This window comes from Yoonia sp. (assembly GCF_965660735.1).
Classification (GTDB): domain Bacteria; phylum Pseudomonadota; class Alphaproteobacteria; order Rhodobacterales; family Rhodobacteraceae; genus Yoonia.
Genome location: NZ_CBFIBD010000002.1, coordinates 58,204 through 73,183, shown reverse-complemented (window position 1 = coordinate 73,183; position 14,980 = coordinate 58,204). Strand labels below are relative to the sequence as shown.

Genomic DNA, 14,980 nt, shown 5'->3' with positions numbered 1-14,980 from the left:
TGTGCATTTTTGCGTAGGGTGGGCCTTGACCCAGCTTAGGACCGCAGCAACCCTACAATGTCATAAGTGTCACGCAGGATCGGTTCGGCAATCGCGCGTGCCTTTTGCGCGCCATCCCCTAGAATACGGTCAATCTCTGCGGGGTCGTCCATCAGCCGGGCCATTTCCAGCGATATGGGCGCCAGCTTTTCAACTGCCAGATCGGCCAGTGCGGGCTTGAACCGGCCCCAGCCTGCACCCGCGTACTCGGTGATCACGGCCTCGGCTGTTGTGTCGTTCAGGGCTGCGTAGATTTCGACCAGGTTGCGCGCCTCGGGGCGGGTTGCCAGCCCGTCGATGGTGTCGGGCAGCGGTTCGGGGTCTGTTTTGGCCTTTTTGAATTTCTTGGCAATCGTCGTCGCATCATCGGTCATGTTGATGCGTTCCATATCGCTTTCCCCTGACTTGGACATCTTCTTGGTGCCGTCGCGCAGGTTCATGATCCGCATGGCGGGGCCTTCGATGACGGGTGTGGTCATCGGAAAGAAATCAGCGCCGAAGTCGTGGTTGAACTTGGCCGCGATATCGCGGGTCAGTTCCACGTGCTGTTTCTGGTCCTCGCCGACCGGCACATGGGTCGCGTGATACAGCAGAATGTCGGCGGCCATCAGCGCGGGATAGGCATAAAGCCCCAGCGACACCTTTTCCGCGTTGCCGCCGGCCTTGTCCTTGAACTGAGTCATGCGGTTCATCCAGCCCACACGGGCGACGCAATTGAAAATCCAGCCCAGTTCCGCATGGGCAGGCACCTGGGATTGGTTGAACAGGATCGACTGCGCGGGGTCCAGACCGGCGGCAAGATAGCCTGCTGCGACCTCTCGCGTCATGTTGGCCAGTTCCTTGGGGTCTTGCCAGACGGTGATCGCATGCATGTCGACCACGCAATAGATCGTGTCCATCTGGCCCTGCATGCCGACAAAGCGTTTGATCGCGCCCAGATAGTTGCCCAGCGTCAGACCGCCGGACGGTTTGATCCCGGAAAAGACGCGCGGGGTGAAGGTGGTCTGTGTCATCGTGGCATGTCCGGGCTGGATTTCGGGGCAGGGGTCGCATACCCATGCCAGACAGACCCGTCAACTTCAACTGCCCGCAAAGGTCACCATGATGCAGCCTGAACGCGCCCTGAATGTCATCCCACCGGTGGTGATTGTCCTGACCCTGTTGATCGTCGCGATCGAGGCGGTGATGCAACTGGCCAATCAGGGGATTATCGGTGGCCCGCAGGGGGTCGGCTGGCGGTTGGCAGCAATACAGGAATACGGGTTTTCGGCGCGTGTGTTCGACCGGGTTGTGGCGCAGGGGGATATGTCGTTCGATATGCTCAAGCGGTTCGTGACCTATCCCTACATCAACGCGGAACTGACGCAGGTTGCGTTTTGCGCCGCACTGACGCTGGCGTTGGGGAAATTCGCGGGTGAATATTACGGCGGTACGCGGGTGCTGGTCGTCTATGTTTTCGCGACGGTTTTCGGTGCGGTTGCGTTTGGGCTGCTTGCGCAGGGGGATTATCCGCTGTTCGGTGGGTTCACCCCGGTATACGGGCTGATCGGGGCCTATACCTATGCGCTTTGGCTGCGACAGGCAGAAGCGGGCGACAACCAGCTGCTGGCGTTCCGGCTGATCGGGTTCTTGCTGGGGATACAGCTTGTGTTCGGTCTGATCTTTGGCACCACACCGGCATGGATCGCGGAACTGGCCGGGTTCGCGGCGGGTTTCGGAATATCAGTTCTGCTGGCGCCGGGCGGTTGGGCAGCCTTCGTCAGCCGGATGCGTCAGCGGTCCTGACGGCGCAGGTTGCGGCGGAATTCGCCGATGCGGAACGCGCCGATCAGATGGCCAATGCCGAAATAGCTGACGATGCCCGCAACCACCAACACAGCTAACGCGCCATAGCGTAGGGTGGCGATGGCAAAGAATGGCGACATGGCACCAGCCAGCACGGCAAGAACCAACCCCATGCCCAGCGATGCCAGAACGATCCGCATCAGCCGCCGCTTGAACCGGTCATCAAAACGGGCGGCATCGCCCATGGTCCGCGACCCGCGCCACAGCATGAACACTGTCGCCCAGCCCGTCAGTGATGTGCCGACCGCCGCCGCCACAAAGCCGATGACCGGCGACAACCCGATCGCCAGTGCAGCGTTCAATGCCAGCGCGACCAACGCATAGTAGAACGGACGCTTGGTGTCTTCGCGGGCAAAAAACAGCGGTTGCAGCGTTTTTTGCAGCACAAAGGCGGGCAGGCCCAGCCCGTAGATCGCCACCGCCAGTGCCGTCGCCGCCGTATCATCGGCGCCAAAGGCCCCACGTTCATACAGCACACTGACAAGCGGCATCGGAATGATCAGCAGAGCGGCAGCAGCAGGCACAGTCAGCGCCAGGCTGATTTCGCAGGCGCGGTTAAAGGCGTCGCGCCCGCCATTTTCGTCGCCCGCCCGCAGGCGGCGCGACAGATCGGGCAACAGCACCACACCAATGGCAATGCCCACCACGCCAAGCGGCAGCTGATACAACCGGTCCGCATAATTCAGCCAGGCCACCGCCCCGTCAAAGAAACTGGCAACTTGCCGTCCGACCAGCAGGTTGATCTGCACCACCCCGCCAGCTAATGCGGCCGGGGCGGCGATCACGGCAAGGCGTCTGAGTTCGGGGGTCAGTTTCGGCCAGCCCGGCATCAGGGCAAAACCTGCACGTCTGGCGGCAAACCAGACCAGCATCATTTGCGCTATGCCGGCGATTGGCACAGCATAGGCAAGGGTTTCGCCAATGGCCGTCGGCTCTTGCCCTCCAAAGACCGCGCCAACCAGCAGGGCGGCGATAAAGACCATGTTCAGCAACACAGGCGCTGCCGCAGCAGCGGCGAAGCGGCCAATCGCGTTCAGCACACCGGACAACAGCGCGGACAGCGAAATGAACAGAATATAGGGAAAGGCGATCCGCCCATAGAAAACTGCCAGATCAAAACGGTCTGATCCGATAAAGCCGCTGGCCATCATCGTCACCAGCGCAGGCATCAGGATGACACCACCCACCGTGAACAGCGTCAAAACCCCCGCCAGCCCGACGAATGCATCCTGCGCGAAACGCTGCGCGTCTTCGCCACCTTCCATTTTCTTGGAAAACATCGGCACAAAGGCCATGTTGAACGCGCCTTCGGCAAAAAAGCGGCGAAACAGGTTAGGCAGGGAAAAGGCGACCAGAAACGCCTCGGCGACGGGGCCGGTGCCAAGGTATGCGGCAATCATGATGTCGCGGACAAACCCCATGATCCGGCTGAGCAGTGTCCAGATGCCGACAGTGAAAAAGCCCGACATCAGACGGATGGGTTTCACGTCTCGGCCCTTTGGACACCCTGCACGATGGCCTCGCGTAGTTTGCGTTCAAGGGCAGCGCGCTTGGCCTCGGAGTGGAATTTCAGCCCGACCATATCCTTGACATAAAAGGTATCGACCACCTGTTCGCCATAGGTCGCGATGACGGCAGATGCGATATAGACATGGTTTGCCGCCAGCGTGCGCGTCAGGTCATACAGCAGACCGGGGCGGTCGCGGGTGTCGACCTCGATGATGGTGTAAATCTCCGAACCGTCGTTATCAAAGGTGATATTGGTCGGCACGCGGAATGCGCGCTCGCGCTTCTTGATCTTGTCCTTGTCTTTCAGCGCTTCGCGGGCGACGACCTCGCCGCGCAATGTGCGGCTGATCATCTGGCGCAGGCGCGGCAGGCGCGATTCCTCGTAGGGGTTGCCGTCGTTGTCCTGCACCCAGAACACGGCAGTGGCATAGCCGTCCTTGGATGTGTACGTGCGTGCATCCACGACATTCGCCCCGACAAGCGCAAGTGCCCCGGTCATCCGGCTGAACAGGCCGGGATGATCGACCATGGCAAAACAGGCGCGGGTGGCGTCGCGGTCTTCGTCGGGCATCAGGTCGATCTTGATCTGATCATTGGCCAGATCGCGCAGGAGATTGGCAAAGATGATGTGCGTCGATAGCGGCAGACCCTGCCAATACGTCCCGTAATGGCGGCCCATTTCGACGCGCAGCGCCTTGCTGTCCCAATCGGCAAGGGCTGTGCGCAGGGCACGCTTTGCCTCGGCTTCGCGGGTTTCGCGGTTCAGATCCTCAAGGCCGGTTTGCAGCGCGTCCTTGGTTGCCTTGTACAGGTTGCGGATCAGCACGGCCTTCCAGTTGTTCCATGTGCCCGGCCCCACGCCACGAATGTCACAGACCGTCAGCACGGTCAGCAGGTCCAGCCGTTCCACCGATTTGACGGCCTTGGCAAAGCCGCGCACGGTGCGCGGTTCGGCGATATCGCGTTTCTGGGCAGTGTCCGACATCATCAGATGGTGCCGGATCAGCCATTCGACGGTTTCACATTCCTTCTTGTTCAACCCCAGCCGTGGAGCCACCTTGCGGGCGATCTGCGCGCCCAGTATCGAATGGTCTTCGTCCCGACCCTTGCCAATGTCGTGCAACAACAGCGCGACATAAAGAACCTTGCGGTTCACCCCGCGTTCCAGAATGCCCGAGGCAACAGGAAGTTCCTCAATCAGTTCCTTGCGTTCGATCTGGGCAAGGTTGCTGATGCATTGGATCGTGTGTTCATCCACCGTGTAGTGGTGATACATGTTGAACTGCATCATTGCCACGATCGGTGCGAATTCAGGGATAAATGCGGCCAGCAGATCAAGTTCGTTCATGCGCCGCAGGGCGCGTTCAGGGTTGCCGTGTTTCAGCATGAGATCAAGAAAAATGCGGTTCGCCTCGCGGTTGGTCCGCATGTCGTCGTCGATCATGTCCAGATTTGCAGAGATCATCCGCATGGCGTCGGGATGCAACAAAGTGCCGGTGCGCAAGGCTTCTTCAAAGATGCGCAGCATGTTCAGCTTGTCGGCAAAGAACGCCGATTCATCCGCAATCGTCAGGCGGTTCTGCTTGATCGCATAGGGCGCCTTGGCCTTTTTGCGTCGCGACAAAAGCCGCACCAGCATCGGGTCCGGTTTGGTATGGGTCGCCTCGAGCGCGGTCAGAAAGATGCGGGTCAGTTCGCCCACGCGGTTTGCCTGCCGGAAATAAGCCTGCATGAAATGTTCGACCGCGCGCCTGCCGCCGTGGTCGGTATAGCCCATGGCCGCGGCGACTTCGACCTGCATATCGAAAGTCAACTGATCCACCGCACGCCCGGACAGCAGGTGCAAATGGCACCGGACGGCCCACAGGAAATCCTCGGCGGTGACGAAGGTTTCAAATTCTTCTGCGGTGAAAACGCCCAGATCGACCAGCTCGGCGGCGTCTTTGACACCATGAATATATTTGCCCATCCAGAAAAGCGATTGCAGGTCTCGCAACCCACCCTTGCCTTCCTTGACGTTGGGTTCGACGACGTAACGCTGGCCGCCCTGCTTGCGATGTCGCTCGCTACGTTCGGCCAGCTTGGCCTCGACGAATTCGCTGGCGGTCGATTTGAACAGGTCGTTCCAAAGCCGCTGGCCCAGTTTCCCGGCCAATGCCGCATCGCCTGCCAGAAAACGATATTCCACCAGCGATGTCCGAATGGTGTAGTCATCGCGCGCCAGCCGGATGCAATCCTTGATGGTGCGGCTGGCGTGGCCAACCTTGAGCTTCAGATCCCACAGCATGTAAAGCATCGATTCAATGACGCTTTCGGCCCAGGGTGTGATTTTATAGGGCGTCAGGAACAACAGGTCCACATCGGAAAACGGGGCCATTTCGCCCCGCCCGTATCCGCCGACCGCGATCAGCGCCAGTTTTTCGGCCTCGGTCGGGTTGGGCAGTGGATGCAGCCGGTTGAGCGCGACACCCAGCACCAGCCCGATGATCTGATCCGTCAGCCAGCTGTAGGCGCGGGTCGTGGGGCGCGCGGCGAAAGGTTGCGCCTGAAACGCCTCGGCGATGACGGCCATGCCGGAATTGCGCGCCTCGGTCAGGATTTCCACCGTGGCGCCACGCACTTCCTTTTCAGAATTTGCCGCATGAATAGCATCCGTCAGCCTGCGGCTGACGGTGTCGTGGTCGAAAATATCATGCGCCGGACAGATAAGATTGTCCGGCGCATCGCAGATCCGGGCCTGAGCGAGTTCAGAACCCGGCAGCGCCAAAGCTTCTTGGGGCTTGTTCAAGGGTTACCACCTGATTGTCTTGAATGGTTGCAATGGCCAGCGCGCGTTCGTTCAGCCCGTTTGGCAGAAGGCGAAATGCGCCCGATGTGCCGCGAAATCCTTCGGGTGTGGTCAGCGCTGCCTTGGTCAGCGCGTCGCGATTTCCCTGCGCGATAAGCGCGCCAATGGCGGCGATCCCGTCATAGGCCAGCCCCGCCAAAGGATGCGGTTGCTGGCCATAGGCTGCGGCATAGCGGTTATTGAACAGGCTGGCGGTTGCCTGGTCGGGCATCGCGAAAACGCCGCCTTGCAAGCCGGGCAAAGACAGCGCCTGTGGCACCGTATCCCACCGTGTCAGACCGAAAAACCGCGTGTTCTGGGGGTCGATCCCGGCATCGGGCAGCGCCGTGGCCAGGATTGGCAGATCGGCGTTCAGGCTTGCCGTCATGAAAATGGCTTGTGCACCAGAACTGCTTGCGCCAGCCACGATCTGTTGGGTTGCGCTGAATATGCCCTGCTGCGAAAGCCCGTAACTTTCAATCGCGACAACCTGCGCGCCATTGCGTTGCACCGCATTGGTGATGGCATCGCGGCCTGTCTGGCCTTCAAAGTTATTGCCGTGGACAACCATGTAGCGGTTGATGCCCTGGCGGGCGCCATATTGCACCAGCCGGTTCGCAGTGTTGTCAAAGGTGGCCCCCAGCAAAAAGACATTGCCACCGGCAATTGTCGGGTTGTTGGACAGGGCAAGCACGTTCACGTTGCGCCCTGCAACGGCAACACCGGCAGCATTTGCAGCCTCGCCATAAAGCGGGCCGACGATGATTTTTGCCCCGTCATCGACAGCTGCGCGCGCGGCCTCTGCGGCCTGTGCGGGGTTCCCGCCGCCGGTATTGTAGACGCGCAGGTCAATCCTGGCGCCCGCGATATCCGCGATCGCCAGACGGGCCGCGTTTTCGAAATCACGTGCAATCAGATTGTCACGTTCCTGCGCAGACCCCCCCGGCACCAAGAGCGCGACTTGCACCGGCGCGGTAGGATTTATCTGGCGACCGGTGTTGGCGTCGGGCGCCACTGTGACGTCACAAGCTGCCAGCCACAATAATGAGATAAAGGCGAAAAAGCGGGCAACCGGCTTGCGGGCAGTGCTGAAACGGGCGAACATGAAAGAAATTCCTCCTGAATGGCGCGACGATCATGCAGGCCGTGGCCCGACAGGTTGCCGCCATGTAACACCATCATAAAGCAGGGGGCACCCGGGTCCAGCCATGAATCATATGACCAAGCCACTCTCTGCCGGATTGTATTTCGTCGCAACACCGATCGGATCGGCGCGCGATATCACCCTGCGGGCGCTCGACATTCTGGCCTCGGCCGATCTGATCGCGGCAGAGGACACGCGGACAGCGCGGAAACTGATGGAAATTCATGGGGTTGCCCTGAACGGTCGCAAGGTTGTCGCGTTTCACGATCACAGTGGTGAAGGTGCTGTCGCACGGCTGGTCGCGGATATTCAGGCGGGTAAATCCGTCGCCTATGTGTCAGAGGCCGGCACGCCACTGGTGGCTGATCCCGGTTATGAGCTGGGCCGCGCCGTGATTGCCGCAGGTTTGCCGGTAACATCGGCGCCGGGGGCATCGGCGGTGCTGGCGGCGCTGACCGTTTCGGGGCTTGCCACGGATCGGTTCGCCTTTGTGGGGTTTCTGCCGGCGGGCAAGCAGCAGCGCGAAACCGAAATCGCCTTGCTGCGCGATGTGCCGTTTACGCTGGTGTTTTACGAAAGCCCGAAACGCGTTGGTGAAATGTTAGGTAATTTGCGCGATGTTCTGGGGGGCGAACGGCAGGCGGTCGTGTGCCGGGAACTGACAAAGCGATTCGAGGAAGTGACGCGCGGCACGCTGGCTGAACTGGCTGACGCCTTTGCAGATCGGAATGTAAAGGGTGAATTGGTTGTTCTTGTGGGCCGTGGCGGGGCCACGGATGTGGCCGACACGGATGTGACAGAGGCCCTGCGAGAGGCGATGAAAACGATGCGTGTAAAGGATGCGGCCACTGTTGTTGCCGGTGCGCTGGGCCTGCCCCGCAGGCAGGTCTACCAGATCGCGCTGAATATGGGAGAAGACGGATGACCGGATCGGTCGGGTATTATGCAGGACTAGTTGCAGAAGATATCGTCGCGGCAGATTATGCCCGGCGGCGGCACATGCTCGCCGCGCGTCGCTGGCGTGGCCAGGCTGGAGAGATTGACTTGATCATGCGCGATGGTGAGACGGTCGTTTTCGTCGAAGTAAAGAAAAGCCGCACGATGGGCCGGGCCGCATCCCGGTTGGGGCGGCGACAAATGGACCGTATTTGTGCCGCAGCCGGTGAATTTCTTGCGGGTGAACCCAAGGGGCAGTTGACTGATGTCCGTTTCGACCTGGCGATGGTGGATGGTCGGGGCATGACTGCTGTCATCGAAAACGCATTCATGGAAATGTAACCGCCCATTGCACAAGCCCCTTGGCTGCGCCATGTATCCTGACGATAATGATTGACGGTGAGGACACCCGCATGGCGCTGAAGATTGCTTTTCAGATGGATCCGATCGGACCCATCAACATCGATGCCGACAGCACCTTTCGCATTGCCGAAGAGGCGCAGGCGCGCGGACACAGCCTGTTTTACTACACCCCTGATTTGCTGGCCTACGATCGTGGACGGGTCATCGCGCGGGGCTGGCCGTTGACTGTGCGGCGGGTGAAGGGCGACCATTTTCAACTGGGTGCGGAAACCACCGTTGATTTGGCGGATGTTGATGTGGTCTGGCTACGCCAGGATCCGCCGTTCGACATGAGCTATATCACCACGACTCATATTCTGGATATGGTCCACCCCGGCACATTGGTTGTGAATGATCCGTTTTGGGTGCGTAATTATCCTGAAAAACTGCTGGTTCTGCAATTCCCGGACCTGACACCACCCACGATGATTGCCCGTGATCTGGCGACGCTGAAATCCTTTCGTGACGAACACGGCGATGTAATTCTCAAACCGCTTTACGGCAACGGAGGCGCGGGCGTGTTCAAGCTGGCCCATGCCGACAGCAACCTAGCATCGCTGCACGAGCTGTTTTCCGGCATCAACCGCGAACCCCTGATCATGCAGAAATTCCTGCCAGCCGTGTCCAAGGGTGACAAACGGGTCATTCTTGTCGATGGCGAACCCGTGGGGGCGATCAACCGTGTTCCCGCAGCAGGTGAAACCCGGTCCAACATGCATGTTGGCGGGCGCCCGGAGAAAGTGGAACTGACCGACCGCGACCGCGAGATTTGCTCCCGGATCGGGCCGTTGTTGCGCGAAAGGGGCCAGATTTTTGTGGGCATCGACGTGATTGGCGATTGGTTGACCGAAATCAACGTGACCTCGCCGACCGGCATCCAGGAACTGGAACGATTTGATGGCGTGAACATTGCCGAAAAGATATGGCAGGTGATCGAGGCGCGGCGCAAGTGAGCTGGCAACTGGCCCTTTTGAACCGGCATCTGCGCTGGTTCGAAAAGCCGGCACTGGCGCGACATGGAATCGCGCGGTTGCGCAAATCGTTCGCCTTCAAGGCACGGCTTTATTTTCATGCGCCCAGGGGCACCCGGCGGCGCCGCGCGACTCTGGGCGGGGTGCCGGTGCAATGGGTCTGTTCACGTAGGGCGCGCAAGAGTCCGGTGATTTTGTATCTTCACGGCGGGGCTTTCGTTTTCGGGTCATCCGACACGCATAGCGCGATGCTGGGCAAGCTATCCGACTTGACCGGTCTGCCCGCCTGTTTGCCCGATTATCGGTTGGCGCCGGAAAATCCTTTTCCAGCGCAAATCGACGATACGCTGGCATGCTATCGTGCGCTGCGGGCCGACAACGAGGTGATCATTGGCGGTGACAGCGCAGGTGGCGGGCTTGCACTGGCGCTATTGCACCAGATCATAAACCTGGATTTGCCACAGCCCAAGGGCGTGTTCGCCTTTTCGCCGCTCACCGACGTTACCTATTCAGGTAAATCGGTTGTCGAGAACGCGCAGAGTGACAGTGTCTTGACCGCCACGCGCATTGGCGAGATGGTGCAGGCGTTCATCGGCTCGCATGACCCCAGGGATCCTCTTGCATCACCCCTGTTCGGGCAATTCAAGGGTGCGCCGCCGGTTTGGCTGACCGTGGGGGATACGGAAATCTTGCGCGACGATTCGCTGCGGATGCAGGCGGCGCTGCGCACTGAAGGGGTTGAATGCGCCCTGACGGTTGTTCACGACCATCCCCATGTCTGGCCGATGTTTCACAATGTCCTGCCAGAGGCGCGGGCGACCCTGCGCGATCTAGCTGCATGGATTGCCGCGCGCCTGGCCTGAGTTTCACCCTCAACTGTCGCGGGCAGTCATGAGACGATAACTCACCGCCTCGGCCACATGGGGTTTGCGCACGTCGTCGCTGCCTTCCAGATCGGCGATGGTGCGGGCCACCCGCAACACGCGGTGATAGCCACGTGCCGATAACCCGAACCGTTCGGCGACCCTGACCAGCAAATCGCGGCCTTCGCTGTCCGGGGTGGCGATCTGGTCCAGCAGGTGCCCTTCGGCATCGGCATTCACACGCGCGCTGTCGTGTCCGGCAAAACGCTCTGTCTGGCGCGCGCGGGCCGCGGCGACGCGGGCGGCGACGCTGGCAGAGCTTTCACCGCTGTCGGGCAGGTCGAGGTCGGTAAATGCGACGGGCGGCACCTCGACCCGCAGATCGAAACGGTCCATCAACGGGCCGGAAATGCGGCCCATGTAATCCTCGCCACAGATGGGCACGCGTGCGCAGGCGCGGGCGGGGTCGGCAAGATAGCCGCATTTGCAGGGATTGGCCGCCGCCACCAGCATGAACCGGCAGGGATAGCGCACGTGGGCGTTGGCGCGGGCGACCACGACCTCGCCGGTTTCAATCGGCTGACGCAAGGTTTCCAACACGGCACGCGCGAATTCGGGGAATTCATCCATGAACAGCACACCGTTGTGGGCAAGGCTGATTTCGCCGGGTTTCGCCGTGCGCCCGCCGCCCACGATGGCCGCCATGGATGCGGTGTGATGGGGTTCGCGAAAGGGCCGTTCGCGGTTGATCCCGCCTTCGTCCAGCAGGCCGGACAGGGAATGGATCATGGATGTTTCCAGCGCCTCGGCCGGGGTCAGCGGCGGCAGGATGCCGGGAATACGTGCGGCCAGCATGGATTTTCCCGACCCCGGCGAGCCAACGAACATCAGGTGATGGCGCCCGGCCGCCGCGATTTCCAAGGCACGTTTGGCGCGCTCCTGGCCCTTGACCTCTGACAGATCGCGGGTGGTCGCTGTGCCGCGCACCTCGCCGGGTTCGGCGGGCGATAGCACGGACTGACCCGTATAGTGCCGGACGACATCGGCCAAGGTGCGCGGTGCGATGACTTTCGCGGCACCGACCCACGCGGCCTCTGCCCCGCAGGCGTGAGGGCACAGCAGGGTGCGGTCCTCTTCTGCGGCGGCCATGGCAGCGGGCAGGGCGCCAATGACGGGGACCAGCGTGCCATCCAGCGACAATTCGCCCAAGGCCACGGTTTGTGCCGCGTCATCAAGCGGGATGATATCAAGCGCGGCCAGCAGGGCCACCGCGATGGGCAGGTCGAAATGCGATCCTTCCTTGGGAAGGTCGGCGGGGGACAGGTTTACTGTGATGCGTTTTGAGGGGAGCGCGATCGCCATGGCGGTCAGCGCCGCGCGCACTCTTTCGCGGGCCTCCGACACGGCCTTGTCCGGCAAGCCAACGATGGAAAAGGCGGGAATCCCGGGTGAAATGGCACATTGCACCTCGACCAAGCGGGCCGCGATCCCTTCGAATGCTACCGTATAGGCCAGCGCGACCATCCATCACCCTCCGTTGATGGTTAACGGGTAGCGGGGCGCAGTTTACGAAAGGTTAATTTCCGGCCATGGCGCGCGATCAAGTTGCATCGGATAGGGCCATGGGTCGTAGGTTTCGGATAATGAATCTGTCCGCCACGTCAGAAAGGCCGAATCTGTCAGATGGTGATTGATATAGGTCTGGCTGGTGTCGCTGACCGGCAATCCATAGGCCGTCATCCGTAGTGCCACCGGAGCAAAGAACACATCCGCCAGCGAATAGGCCCCGAAAAGCCATGGCCCGTCCTGCCCGTGCCGTTCCCGCGCCAGCCCCCACAACATTTCAATCCGGGCGATGTCGTCCAAGACAGCATTTGACGGCACAAAGCCTTTCCAGACATGGCTGATCATGTTGGGGCAGTCGCCGCGCAGCGCCAGATAGCTGCTGTGCATTTCCGCCGTCATCGACCGTGCCAGCGCCCGCCCACCCGGATCGCGCGGGTATAGCGCGATATCGGGGTGCCGTTCGACCAGCGTTTCGGCCATCGCAAGGCTGTCGGTCAGCACGTGACCTTCGGGCGTACGCAGCACGGGCACCGTGCGTGCGGGCGCCAGATGTGCAAGGTCATCGGCCATGGTGCCGGCATAAAGCCCCACCATATGCGTCCGGTATGGCAGGCCGAATTTTTCCAGCATCAGCCAGCCCCGCAAGGACCAACTGCTGAATGTGCGATCACCGATATAGAGGTCATATGTCATGACGGGCAGAATAGCGCGGTCATGCTGTCTGTGCATAACGCCAATTTTTGACCCCCCGCATCACGGGATGTGATTGATGCGCCCGACCGTCCAATCGCCGTCATAGTGCAGATCGGTTACCGACAGGTTGTCGATCTTGTGGCCAAAGGCGGCATAGGCCCCTATGCCAAGCGCGCGTTGTAGCTGGGTCAGGATCATGCCGAAATGCGCCACGATGATCAGGTCGGCATGGCCTGACTGCACATAACCGTCGATCGCGGTATCGACGCGCGCCCGCACCGCGTTCCAGCTCTCGCCGCCGGGTGGGGCGATATCGCCGGGGGTTTCCCAATAGGCGCGAATTCTGGTGGGGTCTTCGGCCTCTACCTCGGCGAATGTGCGCTGCTCCCACGCGCCGAAATTAATCTCGCGCAGGGCGGGGTCATGGGGCAGGCGGTGGTGACGGATCAGCGTATCGGCTGTGGCTGTGGCCCGGATCAGGTCGGATGACACGACCGGGGCATCGGGCAGGTAATCGCGCAAACGTGCAAGGGCGGCCGTATCGGAAAGGTCCGCAGGCAGATCGGACCAGCCCACCATGGATTTTGCATGGGTCGGCCCGTGGCGCACCAGCCAGAGCCGGGTCAAGGCAGCGTGCCCTTGAGGGTCAATGGCAAGCCTGCCATGATCGCGACAACCAGATCGGCCTCGGCTGCGATGATCTGGTTCAGTGTGCCCTGGGCATTGCGGAATTTGCGTGACAGCGCGTTGTCGGGCACGATGCCCTGCCCGACTTCGTTCGATACGATCACGACAGGGGCAGGACAGGCGCGCAGCGCAGCGGACAGCCGGTTTGTGTGCGCGGCGATATCATGGTCGCCCAATATCACATTTGTCAGCCACAGCGTGGCACAATCGATCAGGACGGCCTGATCTTGGGTGCACCGGCCCAGAACGCTCGGCAGATCCAGCGGTTCTTCGATTGTGAACCAGTGATTGCCGCGCTGATCACGATGCCGTGATACCTTGGCAGCCATTTCGGCGTCAAATATCTGTGCCGTTGCAATGTAAACGGGCGCGTTTGTCCCTTGCAAAACAAGGGTTTCCGCAAAGGCCGATTTCCCCGAGGCAGCGCCCCCTAGCACCAATGTCAGATCCGGCAATGTCATTGAGCCATCTTTGTGTGATCCACATTTATTAATGGTGCGTAAATAAGACGAACAACACACAGGCGCAACCTGCGCCCCACGGGAGAAATAACATGGGAACGTCCGGTTTTTCTGATCAGAGTTTGTCGCGGACGGCCATGAAGGCCGAACTGTTGGATGCAGAAACAGAACTCAGGCTGGCGTATGCCTGGCGCGACCAGCGCGATGAAGAGGCGCTGCACCGCCTGATCACTGCCTACATGCGGTTGGCAATCTCGATGGCGTCGAAATTCAAACGCTACGGCGCGCCGATGAACGACCTGATCCAGGAAGCATCGGTTGGATTGATGAAGGCTGCTGATAAATTCGATCCTGACCGCGGCGTGCGTTTTTCGACCTACGCTGTCTGGTGGATCAAGGCGAGCATTCAGGATTACGTGATGCGCAACTGGTCGATGGTGCGCACCGGGTCCACGTCTTCTCAGAAATCGTTGTTTTTCAACATGCGCCGCGTTCAGGCCCGTCTGGAACGCGAAGCCGCCGCCGAAGGCCGCACCTTGGAACGCTACGAATTGCACGAATTGATTGCGATCGAGGTGGGCGTGCCGCTGCATGATGTGCAGATGATGGAAGGGCGGCTATCTGGGTCAGACTTTTCGTTGAACGCGACCCAATCGTCAGAGGACGAAGGCCGCGAATGGATTGATGCGCTGGAGGATAACGGCCCGCAGGCAGCGGAAACCGTCGCCAACGGCCATGACAACGCGACCTTGCGGCAGTGGCTTGTCACAGCGCTTTCAAACCTGAACGACCGCGAACAGTTTATCGTGCGCGAGCGCAAGATGCGCGAAGATCCCCGGACATTGGAAAGCCTTGGCACCGAACTTGGCCTGTCCAAGGAACGTGTCCGCCAGCTGGAGGCCGCGGCCTTTGGCAAGATGCGCAAGAGTCTGGAACAGCAAAGCAGCGAAGTGCACGCATTTTTTGCGTGACCGCTTGTCATTGTGTTTCTGGTGTCATCTGACCTAATGTCCGCTCAGGTGATACCGGGGACGGCA

Annotated in this window: 14 protein-coding genes; 6 read left to right on the top strand and 8 right to left on the bottom strand. The window is 60.6% G+C overall.

The features are described from left to right. Positions 1–35: 35 nt before the first annotated feature. Positions 36–1,052 carry a tryptophan--tRNA ligase gene (trpS, locus tag ACTG4B_RS01630; RefSeq protein WP_439153928.1) on the bottom strand — a complete coding sequence of 339 codons (1,017 nt, stop codon included), beginning with the start codon at positions 1,050–1,052 and terminating at the stop codon, positions 36–38. A gap of 88 nt (positions 1,053–1,140) precedes the next feature. On the opposite strand from trpS, the gene ACTG4B_RS01625 reads away from it, so the two are divergent. Beyond that, on the top strand, positions 1,141–1,824 hold the full coding sequence (locus tag ACTG4B_RS01625) for a rhomboid family intramembrane serine protease (protein WP_439153927.1): 684 nt from the start codon (positions 1,141–1,143) through the stop codon (positions 1,822–1,824). Here ACTG4B_RS01625 and murJ read toward each other — a convergent pair. From murJ to ACTG4B_RS01610, 3 genes are read right to left on the bottom strand one after another with little or no spacing between them, the layout of a single operon-like run. After that, positions 1,812–3,371: a murein biosynthesis integral membrane protein MurJ gene (murJ, locus tag ACTG4B_RS01620; protein ID WP_439153926.1), complete on the bottom strand. Its 1,560-nt coding sequence runs from the start codon at positions 3,369–3,371 to the stop codon at positions 1,812–1,814. The genes ACTG4B_RS01625 and murJ overlap by 13 nt on opposite strands. Next, positions 3,368–6,160 carry a [protein-PII] uridylyltransferase gene (locus ACTG4B_RS01615; RefSeq protein WP_439154084.1) on the bottom strand — a complete coding sequence of 931 codons (2,793 nt, stop codon included), beginning with the start codon at positions 6,158–6,160 and terminating at the stop codon, positions 3,368–3,370. Before ACTG4B_RS01615 ends, murJ begins: the two co-directional genes overlap by 4 nt. Beyond that, positions 6,141–7,325, bottom strand: coding sequence for a penicillin-binding protein activator (locus ACTG4B_RS01610; RefSeq protein WP_439153925.1), 1,185 nt, complete (start codon positions 7,323–7,325; stop codon positions 6,141–6,143). Before ACTG4B_RS01610 ends, ACTG4B_RS01615 begins: the two co-directional genes overlap by 20 nt. 103 nt (positions 7,326–7,428) lie before the next feature. On the opposite strand from ACTG4B_RS01610, the gene rsmI reads away from it, so the two are divergent. The 4 genes from rsmI (at position 7,429) to ACTG4B_RS01590 (ending at position 10,536) form a co-directional block, all read left to right on the top strand. Further along, positions 7,429–8,289 (top strand): 16S rRNA (cytidine(1402)-2'-O)-methyltransferase, encoded by an 861-nt coding sequence (gene rsmI, locus ACTG4B_RS01605; protein WP_439153924.1) that lies wholly within the window; start codon positions 7,429–7,431, stop codon positions 8,287–8,289. Continuing rightward, positions 8,286–8,642 carry a YraN family protein gene (locus tag ACTG4B_RS01600; RefSeq protein ID WP_439153923.1) on the top strand — a complete coding sequence of 119 codons (357 nt, stop codon included), beginning with the start codon at positions 8,286–8,288 and terminating at the stop codon, positions 8,640–8,642. The genes rsmI and ACTG4B_RS01600 overlap by 4 nt, the downstream gene beginning before the upstream one ends. A 71-nt stretch (positions 8,643–8,713) precedes the next feature. Beyond that, complete coding sequence (gshB, locus tag ACTG4B_RS01595; RefSeq protein ID WP_439153922.1) at positions 8,714–9,655, top strand: glutathione synthase; 942 nt, start codon at positions 8,714–8,716, stop codon at positions 9,653–9,655. Next, positions 9,652–10,536 carry an alpha/beta hydrolase fold domain-containing protein gene (locus ACTG4B_RS01590; protein WP_439153921.1) on the top strand — a complete coding sequence of 295 codons (885 nt, stop codon included), beginning with the start codon at positions 9,652–9,654 and terminating at the stop codon, positions 10,534–10,536. Before gshB ends, ACTG4B_RS01590 begins: the two co-directional genes overlap by 4 nt. Before the next feature lie 9 nt (positions 10,537–10,545). Here the strand turns inward: ACTG4B_RS01590 and ACTG4B_RS01585 are convergent, their stop codons facing one another. Genes ACTG4B_RS01585 through cobU form a run of 4 tightly spaced genes read right to left on the bottom strand, consistent with a single transcriptional unit; the run spans position 10,546 to position 13,943 of the window. Continuing rightward, the gene (locus tag ACTG4B_RS01585) at positions 10,546–12,060 is read right to left on the bottom strand and encodes a YifB family Mg chelatase-like AAA ATPase (RefSeq protein ID WP_439153920.1); all 1,515 of its coding nucleotides are present in this window, start codon (positions 12,058–12,060) and stop codon (positions 10,546–10,548) included. Positions 12,061–12,102: 42 nt separating this feature from the next. Then, positions 12,103–12,795, bottom strand: a complete 693-nt coding sequence (locus ACTG4B_RS01580) for a glutathione S-transferase (protein ID WP_439154083.1) — start codon at positions 12,793–12,795, stop codon at positions 12,103–12,105. Positions 12,796–12,855: 60 nt separating this feature from the next. Beyond that, entirely contained in the window at positions 12,856–13,422 is a 567-nt protein-coding gene (locus ACTG4B_RS01575) for a histidine phosphatase family protein (RefSeq protein WP_439153919.1), read from the bottom strand. Then, the gene (gene cobU, locus ACTG4B_RS01570; protein WP_439153918.1) at positions 13,419–13,943 is read right to left on the bottom strand and encodes a bifunctional adenosylcobinamide kinase/adenosylcobinamide-phosphate guanylyltransferase; all 525 of its coding nucleotides are present in this window, start codon (positions 13,941–13,943) and stop codon (positions 13,419–13,421) included. The genes ACTG4B_RS01575 and cobU overlap by 4 nt, the downstream gene beginning before the upstream one ends. Positions 13,944–14,035: 92 nt before the next feature. Here cobU and ACTG4B_RS01565 point away from each other — a divergent pair, with 92 nt between their 5' ends. Next, the gene (locus ACTG4B_RS01565; RefSeq protein ID WP_439153917.1) at positions 14,036–14,914 is read left to right on the top strand and encodes an RNA polymerase factor sigma-32; all 879 of its coding nucleotides are present in this window, start codon (positions 14,036–14,038) and stop codon (positions 14,912–14,914) included. The last annotated feature ends 66 nt before the right edge of the window (positions 14,915–14,980 follow it).

What these genes read in the sequence shown, in the direction of transcription:
- trpS (WP_439153928.1), bottom strand. Translation starts at nt 1,052, where the DNA reads ATGACACAGACCACCTTCACCCCGCGCGTCTTTTCCGGGATCAAACCG.
- ACTG4B_RS01625 (WP_439153927.1), top strand. Translation starts at nt 1,141, where the DNA reads ATGATGCAGCCTGAACGCGCCCTGAATGTCATCCCACCGGTGGTGATT.
- ACTG4B_RS01610 (WP_439153925.1), bottom strand. Translation starts at nt 7,325, where the DNA reads ATGTTCGCCCGTTTCAGCACTGCCCGCAAGCCGGTTGCCCGCTTTTTC.
- rsmI (WP_439153924.1), top strand. Translation starts at nt 7,429, where the DNA reads ATGAATCATATGACCAAGCCACTCTCTGCCGGATTGTATTTCGTCGCA.
- ACTG4B_RS01600 (WP_439153923.1), top strand. Translation starts at nt 8,286, where the DNA reads ATGACCGGATCGGTCGGGTATTATGCAGGACTAGTTGCAGAAGATATC.
- gshB (WP_439153922.1), top strand. Translation starts at nt 8,714, where the DNA reads ATGGCGCTGAAGATTGCTTTTCAGATGGATCCGATCGGACCCATCAAC.
- ACTG4B_RS01585 (WP_439153920.1), bottom strand. Translation starts at nt 12,060, where the DNA reads ATGGTCGCGCTGGCCTATACGGTAGCATTCGAAGGGATCGCGGCCCGC.
- ACTG4B_RS01580 (WP_439154083.1), bottom strand. Translation starts at nt 12,795, where the DNA reads ATGACATATGACCTCTATATCGGTGATCGCACATTCAGCAGTTGGTCC.
- cobU (WP_439153918.1), bottom strand. Translation starts at nt 13,943, where the DNA reads ATGACATTGCCGGATCTGACATTGGTGCTAGGGGGCGCTGCCTCGGGG.
- ACTG4B_RS01565 (WP_439153917.1), top strand. Translation starts at nt 14,036, where the DNA reads ATGGGAACGTCCGGTTTTTCTGATCAGAGTTTGTCGCGGACGGCCATG.